At 35.7% G+C, this 15,303-nt stretch carries 14 protein-coding genes and 1 tRNA gene; 6 read left to right on the forward strand and 9 right to left on the reverse strand.

Features of this window, described 5'->3' with window-relative positions:
• The first annotated feature begins 41 nt into the window (after positions 1 to 41).
• From ACN5L8_RS14445 to ACN5L8_RS14455, 3 genes are read left to right on the forward strand one after another with little or no spacing between them, the layout of a single operon-like run.
• A complete protein-coding gene (locus ACN5L8_RS14445) occupies positions 42 to 1,184 on the forward strand; it encodes an acyl-CoA dehydrogenase family protein (protein WP_412474021.1) in 1,143 nt (380 codons plus the stop codon).
• A gap of 2 nt (positions 1,185 to 1,186) precedes the next feature.
• Positions 1,187 to 1,975 (forward strand): electron transfer flavoprotein subunit beta/FixA family protein, encoded by a 789-nt coding sequence (locus tag ACN5L8_RS14450; protein ID WP_114705949.1) that lies wholly within the window; start codon positions 1,187 to 1,189, stop codon positions 1,973 to 1,975.
• Positions 1,976 to 1,988: 13 nt separating this feature from the next.
• Positions 1,989 to 2,942 carry an electron transfer flavoprotein subunit alpha/FixB family protein gene (locus tag ACN5L8_RS14455; RefSeq protein WP_114705950.1) on the forward strand — a complete coding sequence of 318 codons (954 nt, stop codon included), beginning with the start codon at positions 1,989 to 1,991 and terminating at the stop codon, positions 2,940 to 2,942.
• Positions 2,943 to 3,004: 62 nt separating this feature from the next.
• Here the strand turns inward: ACN5L8_RS14455 and ACN5L8_RS14460 are convergent, their stop codons facing one another.
• The 4 genes from ACN5L8_RS14460 to ACN5L8_RS14475 all read right to left on the reverse strand — a co-directional run bounded on the left by ACN5L8_RS14460 (position 3,005) and on the right by ACN5L8_RS14475 (position 6,240).
• Entirely contained in the window at positions 3,005 to 4,153 is a 1,149-nt protein-coding gene (locus ACN5L8_RS14460; protein WP_419173359.1) for a hypothetical protein, read from the reverse strand.
• A 201-nt stretch (positions 4,154 to 4,354) separates the two neighbouring features.
• Entirely contained in the window at positions 4,355 to 4,546 is a 192-nt protein-coding gene (locus tag ACN5L8_RS14465; protein ID WP_114705952.1) for a hypothetical protein, read from the reverse strand.
• An 8-nt stretch (positions 4,547 to 4,554) separates the two neighbouring features.
• Positions 4,555 to 5,088, reverse strand: coding sequence for a hypothetical protein (locus ACN5L8_RS14470; RefSeq protein WP_334677850.1), 534 nt, complete (start codon positions 5,086 to 5,088; stop codon positions 4,555 to 4,557).
• 3 nt (positions 5,089 to 5,091) lie between these two features.
• A complete protein-coding gene (locus ACN5L8_RS14475; protein ID WP_114705954.1) occupies positions 5,092 to 6,240 on the reverse strand; it encodes an Mrp/NBP35 family ATP-binding protein in 1,149 nt (382 codons plus the stop codon).
• 326 nt (positions 6,241 to 6,566) lie between these two features.
• Between ACN5L8_RS14475 and ACN5L8_RS14480 the strand changes: the two genes are divergently transcribed.
• Positions 6,567 to 6,953, forward strand: coding sequence for a hypothetical protein (locus ACN5L8_RS14480; RefSeq protein WP_334677848.1), 387 nt, complete (start codon positions 6,567 to 6,569; stop codon positions 6,951 to 6,953).
• Positions 6,937 to 8,988, forward strand: a complete 2,052-nt coding sequence (locus ACN5L8_RS14485; RefSeq protein WP_419173360.1) for a lytic transglycosylase domain-containing protein — start codon at positions 6,937 to 6,939, stop codon at positions 8,986 to 8,988. The genes ACN5L8_RS14480 and ACN5L8_RS14485 overlap by 17 nt, the downstream gene beginning before the upstream one ends.
• 53 nt (positions 8,989 to 9,041) lie before the next feature.
• Here ACN5L8_RS14485 and ychF read toward each other — a convergent pair whose 3' ends face one another.
• The 5 genes from ychF to ACN5L8_RS14510 all read right to left on the reverse strand — a co-directional run bounded on the left by ychF (position 9,042) and on the right by ACN5L8_RS14510 (position 13,711).
• A complete protein-coding gene (ychF, locus tag ACN5L8_RS14490; protein WP_419173361.1) occupies positions 9,042 to 10,151 on the reverse strand; it encodes a redox-regulated ATPase YchF in 1,110 nt (369 codons plus the stop codon).
• The gene (pth, locus tag ACN5L8_RS14495; protein WP_114705958.1) at positions 10,151 to 10,735 is read right to left on the reverse strand and encodes an aminoacyl-tRNA hydrolase; all 585 of its coding nucleotides are present in this window, start codon (positions 10,733 to 10,735) and stop codon (positions 10,151 to 10,153) included. Before pth ends, ychF begins: the two co-directional genes overlap by 1 nt.
• A 12-nt stretch (positions 10,736 to 10,747) precedes the next feature.
• Positions 10,748 to 11,695: a ribose-phosphate diphosphokinase gene (locus ACN5L8_RS14500; RefSeq protein ID WP_162929729.1), complete on the reverse strand. Its 948-nt coding sequence runs from the start codon at positions 11,693 to 11,695 to the stop codon at positions 10,748 to 10,750.
• Between the two features lie 30 nt (positions 11,696 to 11,725).
• Positions 11,726 to 11,801, reverse strand: a tRNA-Gln gene (locus tag ACN5L8_RS14505).
• Positions 11,802 to 11,872: 71 nt separating this feature from the next.
• Positions 11,873 to 13,711: a transglycosylase domain-containing protein gene (locus ACN5L8_RS14510; RefSeq protein ID WP_419169021.1), complete on the reverse strand. Its 1,839-nt coding sequence runs from the start codon at positions 13,709 to 13,711 to the stop codon at positions 11,873 to 11,875.
• A gap of 91 nt (positions 13,712 to 13,802) precedes the next feature.
• Here ACN5L8_RS14510 and ACN5L8_RS14515 point away from each other — a divergent pair, with 91 nt between their 5' ends.
• Positions 13,803 to 15,275, forward strand: a complete 1,473-nt coding sequence (locus ACN5L8_RS14515; protein WP_419173362.1) for a hypothetical protein — start codon at positions 13,803 to 13,805, stop codon at positions 15,273 to 15,275.
• Positions 15,276 to 15,303 lie beyond the last annotated feature (28 nt).

The raw sequence follows: 15,303 nt of genomic DNA on the forward strand, positions 1-15,303 counted from the left end.
TAATAAGGTACTTAAAACTTTGAACAATTGGTTCCAATATGATCAACTTTGAATTAACTTCCGAGCAGAAAGAAATTCGTGAACTTGCAATGAAATTTGCAAGGAATGAAATGATGCCAAAAGCTGGCGAATTTGATGAGAAGGCCCAAATGCCAATGGATATCTTAAAACAGGCATGGGAGCTTGGTCTCGTTAATACTTGCATACCTGCAGAATATGGTGGTGCCGGATTTACGACAATTGATTCAATGATTATCACAGAGGCCCTAGCTTACGGTTGTCTCGGAATGAATACTTCGATTATGGCCAATGACTTAGCACTTCTTCCTATTGTTATTGGTGGAAGTGATGAGCAAAAGAAAAAGTTTTTAACTCCGTTTACAGAAGATTATAAAATTGCAGCTTTTTGCTTAACAGAACCTGGTTATGGTTCTGATGCGGCTGGTATAAAGACAACAATAAAAGAAGATGGTGATCACTACCTATTAAACGGTAACAAGATGTGGATAACAAACGCAGGTTATGCAGACCTCTTCGTTGTTTATGCCACGATTGATCCTGCAAAAAAACACAAGGGAATTACGGCCCTTGTTATCGATGCCAAAGCAGAAGGTATCGAGCTAGGTGAAAAAGAAAATAAAATGGGGCATCGTTGCTCAGACACTAGAGCCGTTACATTTTCAAATGTAAAAGTTCCAAAAGAAAATATTTTAGGTGGTGTTGGTGAAGGTTGGAAAATTGCCATGGCCACACTAAATCATTCACGTCCAATGGTAGCAAGCTCCGCAGTAGGTGGTGCTCAGTGCGCAATGGATCATGCCGTAAAATATGCAAGTGAAAGAAATCAATTTGGAGTGCCCCTATCGAGGCACCAAGCTATACAGATGATAATTGCCGATATGGGAATCGAAATCGAAGCAGCGCGACTACTCGTTCAGAAAGCCGCGTGGCATATTGATAACGGAACACCTAATCCAGAACTTTCATCATATTCAAAAGCCAAAGCAGCTGATATGTTCATGAAAGTTGCAACTGACGCTGTCCAAGTATATGGTGGATATGGTTACAGTAAAGAATACCCAGTAGAAAAGTTGATGAGAGATGCCAAGCTCATTCAAATATATGAAGGCACTTCACAAATACAAAGATTAGTAATTGCTAAGGAAATTTTTACAAGGAGCTAAAATTGAACATTTTTGTATGTATTAAACAAGTTCCAGACACGGAAACTAAAGTTACTCCAAACGGAGACGGATCTTATATCGAAACTAATTCGATTAAGTGGATCATGAACCCATACGATGAGTTTGCTGTTGAGCAAGCACTTCTAACAAAAGCAGCAAACAGTGGCTCGACTGTAACTGTTGTAAGAGTTGGTGGTGTTAAAGATACAGAAGCATTAAGAACTGCCCTAGCAATGGGTGCAGATGATGCAATTCTTGTTGAAGCCGATGACAATCTAGATTCTTATATGACTGCAAAAGCACTTAAGGGTGCGATTGAAAAGTCAGGAAAGACTCCAGATGTAATCTTCACAGGAAAACAAGCTATTGATGATGACTGTCTACAAGTTCCTCAACTACTAGCGCAAATGCTAGGCCTACCTTCAGTAACTGTTGTTGATGGTTGCGAAGAAGAAGGTGGTAAATTCACTCTTAAAAGAGAAGTAGAAGGTGGAGCACTTGAAGTTTACGAAGTAAACTCACCTGCTGTTATCGCTGCTAACAAAGGTCTAAACAGTCCTCGTTACGCATCTCTTCCAGGTATTATGAAAGCAAAGAGAAAGCCTCTTGCTCAACACTCACTATCAGATGTAGGTGTATCTGCTGATGATCGTCGTGTTAAGTACTCAGGATTCCAACTTCCACCAGAGAAGCCAGCTGGTAAGAAATTTGATGCGATGGACGAAGGTCAACAAGCATCTGTTGTTGCTGAAGTTGTTAAGCTTTTAAGAGAAGAAGCGAAAGTTATCTAAGGAGATTATTGAAATGGCAAAGATATTAGTATTTTCTGAAACAAGTGGTGAATCAGTTAAATCTGTTACATTTGAAATTCTAGGTAAACTTACAGGACACGAAGTTGACGTAGCAATCGTTGGCGAAATGGGTCCAAACGCTACAGCTGACCTAGCAAAGTATGGTGCTGCTAATGTACACAACCTAAAAGGTGACAACTTAGATAAGTATTCTCCTGAAGGTTATGCAAACGCACTTAAAGAATTTATTGGTTCAAATTACGATTACGTATTTGCAGGTGCAACTTCACTTGCAAAAGACCTTATGCCAAGACTAGCGGGAATGTTTGATGCAGGTATGGCATCTGAAGTTACAAACTTTGTAATGGAAGGTGATAACTTCGCAGGAACAAGACCACTATTTGCAGGTAAGGTTCTAGCTAAAGTTGAACTTGATGGACCAAAGCCAGGCTTCGTAACAGTAAGACCTAACGCACTTGGTATGCCAGATGCACCAACTGCTGGTGCAGGTACAGCAAATGAAGTTGCAGCAAACGCTGGTGACATCAAAGCTGTTATTAAAGAGATCGTTAAAGGAGCTTCAGAGAAGCTTGACCTTACAGAAGCAAATATTATCGTTTCTGGTGGACGTGCAATGAAGTCTGCTGAAAACTTTAAGATACTAGAAGAGCTTGCTGAAGTTCTTGGTGCAACTGTTGGTGCTTCACGTGCTGCTGTTGACTCAGGATACGCACCTCACGCAATGCAGGTTGGACAAACAGGTAAGACTGTTGCTCCATCACTATATATTGCTTGTGGTATCTCAGGAGCTATTCAGCACTTAGCAGGGATGAGAACATCTAAGGTTATTGTTGCGATCAACACTGATCCAGATGCACCAATCTTTACTAAAGCTGACTACGGTATTGTTGGAGATCTATTCGACATCGTACCTCTTCTAAAAGAAGAATTAAAAAAAGTACTATAGCTAAATAAAAAAGGCCCTCAATTTTGAGGGCCTTTGTTTTTCTTCTCTCTAGTTATATTGGATTAAAATCCGTATCCTTGTCTTTCAAATTCTTGGTTATCTTCACCTTCATAGTATTCTTCTTCGTCATATCTTTCATCTTGATACTCTTCTTCGTATCTTTCTTCTTCGATTTCTTCAGCTTTTGGGGCTTGATAAGCAGCTGATACAATGTTTTGTTGAATAATATTAATGTCTTGTTCTACATTACCTTCTTGAGTTAGTTCCTTTTGAAATCTAGACTCTTCTTTAGCTCTTTCCATTTTTTCGAACTCAATATTAATTTTTTCTAACTCATCATAAGTTACATAATTAATAAGTGCTCCTTGATATGGACCTGTTGCAAATCTTAAACGGTAACCATTTTCACCATTTTTAGAAAAGATACCACTTGATTTTTGACCTTGTAGTTCAACTTCAAAAGAATTTCCATCCTTTAGTTTTAAGTCACCTACAACTTCATTAATCTCTTGTCCGTTCGCATATACAGTAAAGAAAAGTCCCTCTACTCCATTTGGTCCAACTGTTACGCTTCCATCAATATCATGTCCACGAAACATTTTATTATTCATACTTGGTAAGATCGCTCTTTCAATAACGAATTCTCTTCTATCTTGTGTTGTTGCAACAACTTCTTCTTCAACAAGTGCTTCATCAACAATTTCTTGTGATGTTTGCTCAACAACAACTTTTTCTACAATCTTTCTTGCTTCAATTAATTCAAATCCATCTTCAAATGCTCTAAAGATAGAAATATTCTTTTTATTTTCATGAAGAAAAGAAACGTCAAAAGTGTAGTCATCGTTTTCATTTAATCTTACAAGACCTGTTCCGATTAACTCCATATCAACAATTCTTTTATTATTGCTTTTAACTTCATTATAAATTTCTAATCCTTCGTGATCTTCTATTCTAACGACTTCCCACTTTCCATTGATAACTTGTGAGTACTCAGCAACTGGAAGGTATTGAACAGCTACAGAATCACGATCAGAAGAAGCAACGATACGATCAGAATTTTCATCAACTCTCTTTTCAAAAGAAATTTCCTTCTTTTCCATAAAAGAATTACTAGTCACTGACATTCCTTGGTAGATTCCACCAAATACAAGAAATGATCCTGATAGTACTGATGTGATGATAAATTTTTTGTAAATAGCTGATGCTTTCATACAATGCTCCTAATACCTTATGTGTATATAGAAGCAACTAACGTGCCAAAGTGAACAAATACACTAAGACCATAAGTGACTGTAATTACTTGTACTATAAACTAAGAATGGGGGTCTGATTAAAGATTAGACTGTTAAATTTTTAACACTGTAGAAAAAGTAAACACACGTTCGTGTGTTTACTTTATATATGAAAACTATTTAGTCGACTTGAAAAACTTTCTTTTCATAGTCACTATGAGAGGCTCTAAACCTCTTAAGTGCAACAACAATCAACTCATCAAGAGCAATTCCTGTGTTTTCGGCCATATGCTGGAAAGATTCCACAACATCGGCCTCGATATTAACTTTTAATTCTTTTAACTCACCTTGATTATGAACTTGATCCTTCATAAATACTCCTATTTAACGACTTTGAGCGCACCTAGTCTTCTTAAACTTACCAGGGCCTGAGTTACTTCAAAGTCAAATAATTCGCAATTTGTATAAATATCGTTAACTTTGCTGTATTCAGCTATAGTTTTTAATAGTAAAAATTCGTTTGCACCAGTCTTTTTTCCAACTTTTATGAACGCAGGATTGATTAAAATGTGAATATCTGCTGGTGGCCTTAAAGATAAGGACTGACGATGTTCTTGATATGCTTTTTCAGCATTTCTTTTAAACTCACTAAATTTTAGTTTGAATTCAAAGTCACTATCAGAGACCACTTCTGGTTCAGCGACTAAGGTGAAATTTTCAATTCCATCCATATCGAAGATAACAAGAGAATATAGAGCTTTTATCCCTGTTTTCTGAGAAAACTGAGCTGCGACAATTTCACCTTCATTGATATATACAACACCGAGAAACTGGCGATCAGCTTGTTTTAAAATATTGATTCGACCAGTAAAATTAAAAGAGCACTGCTCTTCTATTTTCTGTATGATGGACATTCATTACCTTTTGAAAATTTTAGAGAAAAAACCTTTTTCCTCGTCACCACCATTTTCTAACTCAATGATCTTTTTTGCAATACCGGAATAAGCATTCCATACCGGCCTATTTTCGTATGAATTATTGGCCATATAAGGATTTCCACTATCACATGATTCTCTAAGAGCGATCTCTATTGGAACCTCACCTAAGAATGGATAACCAAGCTCTTTTGCGATAGCTTCTCCACCTTTTTCGCCAAAAATATAATACTTTTTCTCTGGCATATCATCAGGAGCAAAGTAACTCATATTCTCAACAAGTCCTAAAACAGGAACATTAACTTGTTCAAACATGTTAAAACCTTTACGAGAATCTAATAGAGCGACATCCTGAGGTGTTGAAACACCTACGATTCCATCAAGCTTAAGTGTTTGAGCTATCGATAATTGAACATCTCCAGTTCCTGGAGGTAAGTCTAGAACTAGATAATCTAGCTCGCCCCAATCAACATCAAAGAGAAATTGATTTAGAACTCCACCAAGCATTGGACCACGCCAAATAACAGCATCCTTTTCTTCAATAAATAAACCGAAGCTAATAAACTTTAAACCGTGTGCCTCGATAGGGGCAATTTTCTTATCATCAGTAGCTAATGGTTTTGCATTTCTTTCACCAAGTAGCATTGGAACAGAAGGTCCATAGATATCAGCATCAAGTAAGCCTACTTTTTTTCCTGCATTCTTAAGTGCGAGGGCCAAGTTTACCGATACTGTAGATTTACCAACACCACCCTTACCAGATGATACTGCGATTATTCTATTAACACCTGGAATGTCTCTTTTTTGAGGAGCAGCTTTACCGTGACCAACTTGCAGTTGTGCGTTTTGCTGCTGTGGTTTTTTCTCAGCCTGTGATTTAGGTGCTTCTTGAGTTGATACAGTTTTAATGAAAAGGTCATCTTCATTTACTAGATCAGCAAGGCTATTAACAATTGCATCTTCAATATCACGTTTTTGAGGTGCAGTAATCTCATCTCGATTATAGACAAGAGTCACTTTATTTCCATCTACATGAATATCTTTGAATCGATTTTCATCCAGTAGAGACTTCTGTGTATTAGGGTTTTTAACCTCAATTAATTTCGTTTTAATTGCTTCAATATTTATCATAGTAACTCGCTCGGTTTCTTTCTATTTTCATTGTGGATTCTATTAAATATTGAGGACTTATTCAATCAGTAAAGCAAATTTTTGCCCTACAACAAAATCTATAAGATGTTATAATTACAATAGAAACTAATTTTAGATTTGGAGAATTTGTGTCTAAACCATATAAGAGATCAATCATCATTGTAGACTCTAAATTTCAATTGAAATTTAGTATCTTGATATGCATTGTCATTTTAGTTCTAAGTGCATTTTATCCCTTAGTTATTTATCAAGTACTTTCTAATATTTCAGAGAAATTCCCACAATCCGCTGAACATATAAATACTATGAAAAGCGATTTATTGAATTTCCTAATACTTTGCCAGGCGTTTTTTGGAATCCTTGTCTTTATCGTGACTCTATTTTTCACGCACAAGGTAGCTGGCCCTTTATACAAACTTAAAAAATACCTTGCAGGCTTAAGACATACTGGCTTCGAAAGAAGTTTAACATTTAGAGACGGTGACTACTTTACTGATGTAGCAGATGAAGTAAATCTGACAGTCGAGTATTTCCAAACAAGATTTAAAGAAGACACCGTCTACATTGATGAGATTTGTAACTACTTAAAGAACTTACAACAAGTTGTTCCAGAGGATAAGAAAGTTATCCTTAATGAAGTAGTGACCAAACTCAAAGATATGGAAGGTCGTTTTAATGAATTTATCGGGTAAGAGATTATCTACATTTTTAATCGTTGTAAGTATGAGTTACTTCACAACAGCTCAAGCAAAGCAGTCAACAAAAGATCGTGAGATCAAAGCGGCTCGTCATATTGCACAAATTGAGCGCAATTTAAGAAGAAAGAAACTTTCTAATTATTCAATTAATAATGCAAAGAAAGCAATCAAGACTGGTGGGATCTTTAAATCATATGTTGGCCATCTCGATTTTCTATCTAACCTAAAAGAAGACCTCAGAAAGAATAAATACTTCAAGTGTAATATTAAAAGTAAAGGCATCAACAGAGTAGAGGATCAATTTGTTAGCAACATCAGAGACTACTGCTACCACACTGTTAATTATCTTATTGATGATAAATTCTATCCACAAATCGTTAAAGATGAGAGTAACTTTAATAAGGCAATTAAGTATTTAGCTACCACAAGAAACTCTCTTTTTACTCATAAGTTAAACAATATTGATAAGAACTCAAAAGTTTATAAGTATATAAAAAAGCAACTCATTGAGACTACTCTAATCGAAGGCTTAAAGATTGACTCTAATCTTTATTCACATATCGATTTTGATAAGGACATCACATACCTTTTCCAAAGTAATCTTCATCGTATCAAAAAGAATAAGCTCACTATTACTAATGAGTTTATCAAACAATACAATAAGCTTAAAAGAGTTGTGAAAAATAATAAAAATATTCAAACAGACTTAGAAAAGTTTTTAAGATTTGAAGAAAGCAATAATGAATATATTTATAAGAAGTCAGCTTGGAAGCGAGTACGCTATATTGGTAAACTTCTACTAAATAATGGTGACATAAAGAATGCAAATCGTTTTTTTGCACGCTCATATGAAATAAGTTACGACAGTGAAACAAAGAATGAATCCTTATTTCTTCTACTTTGGAATTCGATCAAACAAGAAAATTATAAAGAGAGTATTGTTACTGTCCAAAATTATAATCTAATTGATGAATTCTCAAACCTGTATACTAAAACAAAGTTTTGGATTGCATATAGTTACATGAAAGATGGAAACGAATCACTTTCTAAACATCTTTTCAAGTTAATGATTAAAGGTAATCCATTGAGCTTCTATTCAATTGTTGCTCAAGAATATCTACCAGAGTTTGATAAGAAATATGTTAAATCACTCTACTTTCATAAGAACACTATTAAGCTACCAGAGCTTACTCTAAGTGACTTTACCGAACTAAGACAACGCAATATTAAAGAATCACGAATTTGGAATGAGCTAAAGTACTACGGTAAAGTTGATAAGCTCATTTATGAATTCATTAGGCTTGACCCTAAGAAAGACATCGCTAATCAAGCTAAAATTGATACGTTGACTACTGAAGATCAAAGAGTTGCAATCTTTAATTATTTTCTTCATTACTTTAAAAATAAGAAGGACTTCTTATCAAGTTTTAAACTGGTTTCTCGAACTATTGATTTAAACTTAATTAGGCCTTCTAAAATAGATATCACAACACTATTTCCGGTGCTACACCTCGATAAGATAAAAGATGTGAATACTGATATTGATCCACTATTAGTACTTTCAATTATTAGACAAGAAAGTGCATTTAATCCTGAAGCTAAATCTGCCGTAGGTGCACTTGGCTTGATGCAACTGATGCCTGCAACAGCAAGACAGATGACAACATTTAGAAAACAAGAAGAGCTATTCAAGCCACATAAGAATATTGATGCTGGTGTTCGCTACTTCAAAGGTCTTTTAAATAAGTTTGATGGAAATATTATCTATGCATTATCTTCATACAATGCGGGTCCAACCAAAGTAAAACGCTGGTCAAAAGAACTAATGGATTTAGATGATCCAATTTTTCAAATTGAACAAATTCCATATAAAGAAACAAGACTTTATGTAAAACTCATTTATAGAAATTATTTCTTTTATAATTTAATGAAAGATAAATATATTCTTGAAGAGAGTATCGCGTCGACCTTTAATACCAATCGACCTAAAGAAGCAAAACGAAAAATTTCATCTCAAGTTGAACTATAAAAAAAGGGCCTACATAAGAGGCCCTTTTTCATTTCGATATATTTTATAACAAGCTAGACATTGAATCTGAAGTGAATAATATCGCCATCTTTGACAACATATTCCTTACCTTCCATGCGAAGCTTTCCAGCTTCTTTAACCTTGGCTTCTGATCCATTAGAGATAAGATCATCATAGTGATAGATCTCTGCCTTAATAAAACCTCTTTCAAAATCAGTATGGATTACACCTGCAGCCTCAGGAGCTTTTGCACCATTTTTAAAAGTCCATGCTCGAACTTCTTTTACACCAGCAGTAAAGTATGTACGTAGACCAAGCATATTATATGCTTCATGAGTAAGAGTTTCTAAACCAGAAACTTCAATACCAGCAGCTTCCATAAAGTCATCTTTATCTTCTTCACTATCTAGAGCTGAGATTTCTGACTCAAGCTTTCCACAAATTTTAATTGCACGTGAGCCTTCTTTCTCAGCGAAGTCTTTAACGGCCTTAACATATTCATTATCTTCACCAACACTGTCTTCATCAACATTACAAAGGTATAAAGTTGGCTTTAAAGTGATTAAGTTAAGATCACGGATCAACTCTAAGTCATCCTTATCTAATTCAAGAATACGAGCTGCGAATCCTTGCTCTAAATGAGCAACTAATTTCTCAAGTACAGGTACCAGCATTTTAGCTTTTGAAGAAATCTCTTTATTTTGATTCTTCATAAGTTTTGGAAGATTTGCCTGCTTTCTTTGAACGACTTCAAGATCAGCAAGTGCAAGTTCCATATTGATTGTTTCAATATCATCAACTGGATTAACTTCACCGTGAACATGAACAACGTTTGGATCGTCGAAACAACGAACAACGTGAACAATTGCATTTACCTGACGAATATTTCCAAGGAATTGATTTCCAAGACCTTCACCTTTAGAAGCTCCTTTTACAAGACCTGCAATATCAACAAATTCAACTATTGTTGGAATAACTTTTTGTGGACCGATAATTTCAGCAATCTTAGATAAACGTTGGTCACCAACATTTACAATTCCGATATTTGGCTCAATCGTACAAAATGGAAAGTTAGCAGCTTCAGCTGGAGCTGAAGTTAATGCTTGAAAAATAGTCGATTTACCGACATTTGGAAGTCCTACAATCCCGCAATTAAGGGCCATTACTTATCTCCTAAATCTAATAACTTTTTCTTCTTATAACGCTGTATCGCTGTTTTGAAACCATTTTTTACATAACATTCAACAGCTTTTGAAGCTTTTTCTAAATAATCGTCAATAAAGTCAGCTTCAGCGCCGTGATAACGGCCCAAAACCCAACTAGAAACATCTCCATGAGTTGGACGACCAATTCCCATTCGTAAACGTTTAAAATTATTATGACCTAATTGTCCTGCAATGGACTTAAGTCCATTATGTCCAGCTAGGCCGCCACCGTCTTTAAATGCGATCGTTCCCCATGGTAAATCTAATTCATCGTGAATAACTAAGATATTTTCTGCTTCAACCTTAAAATAATTAGCGAAAGGAATCACACTTTCACCACTTAAATTCATATATGTCTGTGGCATCAGTACATAGAATTTGTCTTCATCTGTTTCAAATGATGACCAAATGCCTTTAAACTTCTCTTTAAAATTCAAGTCCTTAACAGGCTTGATAAAATTCATAATATCCCAGCCAATATTATGTCTGGTACCTTTATATTCAGAACCTGGATTACCAAGCCCCACAATTAAATAATTCATAATTAACCCGTTTTATAAAAATAATGAACTAACAGAGTCGTTATTAAACGTTCGATGTATCGATTTGGCCAATATTTCAGCTACTGACACTGAAATTATCTTACCACTATCAATGGCCGCCTTGCTCAATGGAATTGTATTTGTGACCAACACCTTTGATAAGGCATCAGATTTTGTAATTCTCTCAATTGCAGGACCAGAGAAAACAGGGTGTGTCGCACAAGCAACGACACTCTTTGCACCATTTTCCTTTAATGCATTACACGCCTCAATCAGAGTACCAGCAGTATCAATCATATCATCGAGAATAATACAGTCTTTTCCTTTAACATCACCAACTATATTCATGGCCTTGGCCACATTCTTTCCTGTACGGCGCTTATCAATCATCGCAATGTCACACTTACACTTTTTAGCATAGTGACGAGCACGTTCAACTCCACCAGCATCAGGTGAAACAAAGATTGTATTATCACCAACTAACTCTCGCTTTATATGACCAACGAGAACTGGTGAGGCGTAAATATTATCAAAAGGAATATTAAAGAAACCTTGAACCTGGCCTGAGTGAAGATCCATTGTGATAACACGTGAGGCACCTGCTACAGTGATTAAATCACTGACCAATTTTGCTGAAATTGGCGTTCTTGGTGAGACCTTACGGTCTTGGCGACAGTAACCATAGTGAGGAATTACGGCGGTAATAGAAGCTGCTGAAGCACGCTTAAGTGCATCAATCATAATCAATAATTCCATCAGGTTGTCATTTACTGGCGCACAAGTTGATTGAATAATGAAAACATCAGCTCCACGAACATTTTGTTCGATTTCACAGAAAGTTTCACCATTTGCAAATTTTGTTACTTGAGGATCAACAAGGGGTACATCTAAGATTTTTGAAATATCGGATGAAAGTTTTGGATTTGACGTGCCTGATACAAGAACGATCCGTTTCATGATCTCTTCCCTTTCTCTGATCCGTGAGAAAAATGGTTGGGGTAGAAGGACTCGAACCTTCGAATGGCAGAATCAAAATCTGCTGACTTAGCCACTTGTCGATACCCCAACAATGTCGATATGTATGTAATATATAAGCTAATATCTTTTTTTTGACAAGATATTTTTAAAAATCGGCAATTATTCACAGGCTAAAGATGCAATGCGCTGGCCAGAATATAGGATAATTTCCTGATACAATCTGAACGCGGTCGTACTCCCGTATAATCTCAAACCTTTTTTATTGGCACGACTTCCCTCATATCCAACCCAAATGGTGAAAAGATCATGACCATCGTATCCCACAAAGAGATTATCAAAACCATTATTAGATGTACCTGTTTTACCAAAGAAATGCTGATCTCTAAGGGCTGGTTTTACCATGCGTCTGATAGTCGTTTTTCTAGGATCAGCCAAAGCTTCATATACTTGAGAGCCTTGTTCACATTCTTTTTCTAAAAAGTCGCGATAAACTTGGTGCAACTCATGTACAGATAACTCAACAGCTCCAAGTAATTGAGCTGGATATTCCGACAGCGGAGTCTTTATATCTGCAATGCGCGACTTAAGATCCTCTTCAACTTTTTCAAAACCAATATCCCTTGCCAGCCTGACAATGGGATTATTAAGAGACTCTTGTAAAGCCTGAGAAATAGGATATTCACTAGCATGTGGAGTATGCGACTCAGATGGTGTCCATACACCACTAATAAGGTCTAAAGTAACAGGCTCAGTTGAAACGAGATCATCGATTTTATAACCATGCTGTAAATAAATTTGATACAAGACAGGCTTTAAGGTTGAACCAACACCATGCCTTTCTTCTAAAAGGGCCTTTTCTACATTTCTCTCAAACTTTGAATAATAGAATGTTTCTTTATCTTTTGGCCCAAATGATATTTTAACTGCTAAATTCTCTTCTACTTTTTTAAGGTCTTCTAAAAGACCCTTGGATGCTACGACAGTTTTAAAGAAACGGTACTCATTCAAGTCCTTATCTTTATTTTTACGTGTCGTTGTAAGATAGATTGCTTCATAAAAACCTTTCTCTTGAAAGTCTTTTAGTCCCTGCCTCCAGCGATCCCACTTTTCATCACTCCATTGATAAGACTCATTTGAATCAAAGAGATTTAAATCCTGTAGTTTATTGAAAATGAAATTAGCTCGTCCCTTTAATCTCTCTGTTCGGTATATAGGATGGTAATATCCAGGTCCCTTTAACATCGAAACAAGAATGGCAGATTCATATGGATCAAGCTCTGAAATAGGCTTATTAAAATACAGTACAGCTGCAGTATGAACGCCTTTTACCCTTACTCCACCTAGGCTTCCCCAAAAAACCTCATTGAAATATGCTTCTAATATATCTGACTTCTCAAATTTAAAATCGATATATACAGCAAGAATTGCTTCTTTAATTTTTCGACTGAAAGACTTTTCATTAGTGAAATATATATTCTTAACTAATTGTTGTGTTAGAGTTGATCCTCCCTGGACAAGGGCACCTGCTTTAATATCAGCAACGATTGCACGCAGGATTGAAATATAATCAATCCCAATATGATCGAGAAATCTAAAATCCTCAATTCCAATAAGACCTTTAGATAGAATAATTGGAATATTATAAAATGGAATTTTATACTGTAGGCAACGATTATAGTGGCAATTATTATTTTTTAGAGCTTTTAATTCAAATGTTTCATTAATACTTAAAATTCTTTCATTGAAGTTTTCAAATTTATTTTTAAAAACTGATGTGAACCTTTCGTCATTTGAATTTGCTTTAAAAAACAAGAATTCATCTTTAACAATAAAGCTGCCTTCTTCAAAAATAACAGATTTTTGCTCATGCTCACTTAGCTTGCCACTAATGACCTGACTTAAGTCTGCGTCATTTATTGTTTTAACGACAAAAATGACACACAATGCAACAAACGGCACTGATAATAGCAATAATATCTTTAATCGTTTTAAAAGCATTTAAGAAAACACCTATTTTTTTGACGTTACATCAAGTCATCTTATATTATTTCATTACAATTTAATCCAATTATAAAAGGAATAACAACTTATGTTAAAGAATTTAAATAAGGCCGCAATTCTTGCCACTTTAGCGTCAACTTCTTTCGCACTACCAATTGATTGGCATGGTGAACTTCAAACAGATATGCACTCACTTGGAGATTACAATCGCTCTGTTACTCAAACTCCTGGTGCAGTTACTAACGGTGACCAAGCTTTTGATATTGGAGATGCCGATCCAGATTCAGCTAATTTTCAAACATATATTTTCAAGTTACAACCAACGATCATTGTAAATGATTCGACGACGATCAATGCAGAATTAACTTCTGGTTATGGTTACGGTGGAAACTTTGGTGACTCATCAAATGATGGCCGAACAAAAACTGGAACAACAGATGCAACAACAACTGGTTCATTTGCTAATGCTCGTTATTCTTTCAATACAGTAACAAGTAATGAAATCAACCTGACTCAAGCAAATGCAGTATTCTTTTCAGACACAGCAACTTACACTGTTGGCCGTCAGAAATTTAACTGGGGTCTAGGTGCTGTATATAATGATGGAAGTGCCGCTGGTTCTCGTTTTGCATCAATGAGAGATGGTATAACTATTGATTTTAAAATCGGTAATTTTAAATTCTCTCCATACTACTCAAAAATCAAAGCAAACAATCTAACTAAAACAGGTCGAATCAGAGAGATGGGTATTTCATTACTATATGAAAATCTAGACCGTGAATTCACGTTTGGTGCTTTATACAACAAGAACACATCAGGTGGTTCAACATCAGTATTTGCTGATGTTGACGGTGACGGAACTGCAACAGAACTTGGTTCATCTAGTGTAACGATGATTGACCTTTACTTCAAAAAGACTTTTGGTAAATATACAGTAGAAGCTGAAGTACCATTAATGTCTGGGGATATGGGTGAAATTTATCCAGGTGTAACTGATACAGAAATTGATGCTCAGGCATTTCTTTTAAATAATACTTATAAGTTAAATACAAACCATTCCCTACATTTAGATGTTGGTATGGTTAGTGGTTCAGAAGCTGACAATCAAACTTACGGGGCCATGTACCTTAATCCAAACTTCCAAGTTGCGAATATCATGTTTCGCTACAACTTAGGTGCAATTGGAGATACAACTCAAAACGTTTTTAACTCATCAATAACAAATGCAACTTATGCTAAGTTTGCCCATCGCTATGACTCAGGGACATGGTCTTGGACAAATTCAGTTATTTGGGCAAAAGCTGATCAAACTGCAACGGCCGGATCAGATGCTATTAACCACGAAAAGAATAAAAGATTTACTGCCGCTGCAAATCAAGCGGATGATCTAGGTTTTGAAATTGATTCAAACTTTTCTTACAAGTGGAATACCTCAGTATCGATTAATACTAATATCGGTTACTTCTTTGTTGGTGACTATTACGCCTTCTCAAACACGGCAACACCAAATGAAACAAATGACACTTACTTAATTTACATCGGTGCAGATATAAAATTCTAAAAAACAAAAGGCTCCTTTAAGGAGCCTT

It is taken from the genome of Halobacteriovorax sp. (genome assembly GCF_048381875.1).
In the GTDB taxonomy this organism is placed as follows: Bacteria; Bdellovibrionota; Bacteriovoracia; order Bacteriovoracales; family Bacteriovoracaceae; genus Halobacteriovorax_A; species Halobacteriovorax_A vibrionivorans.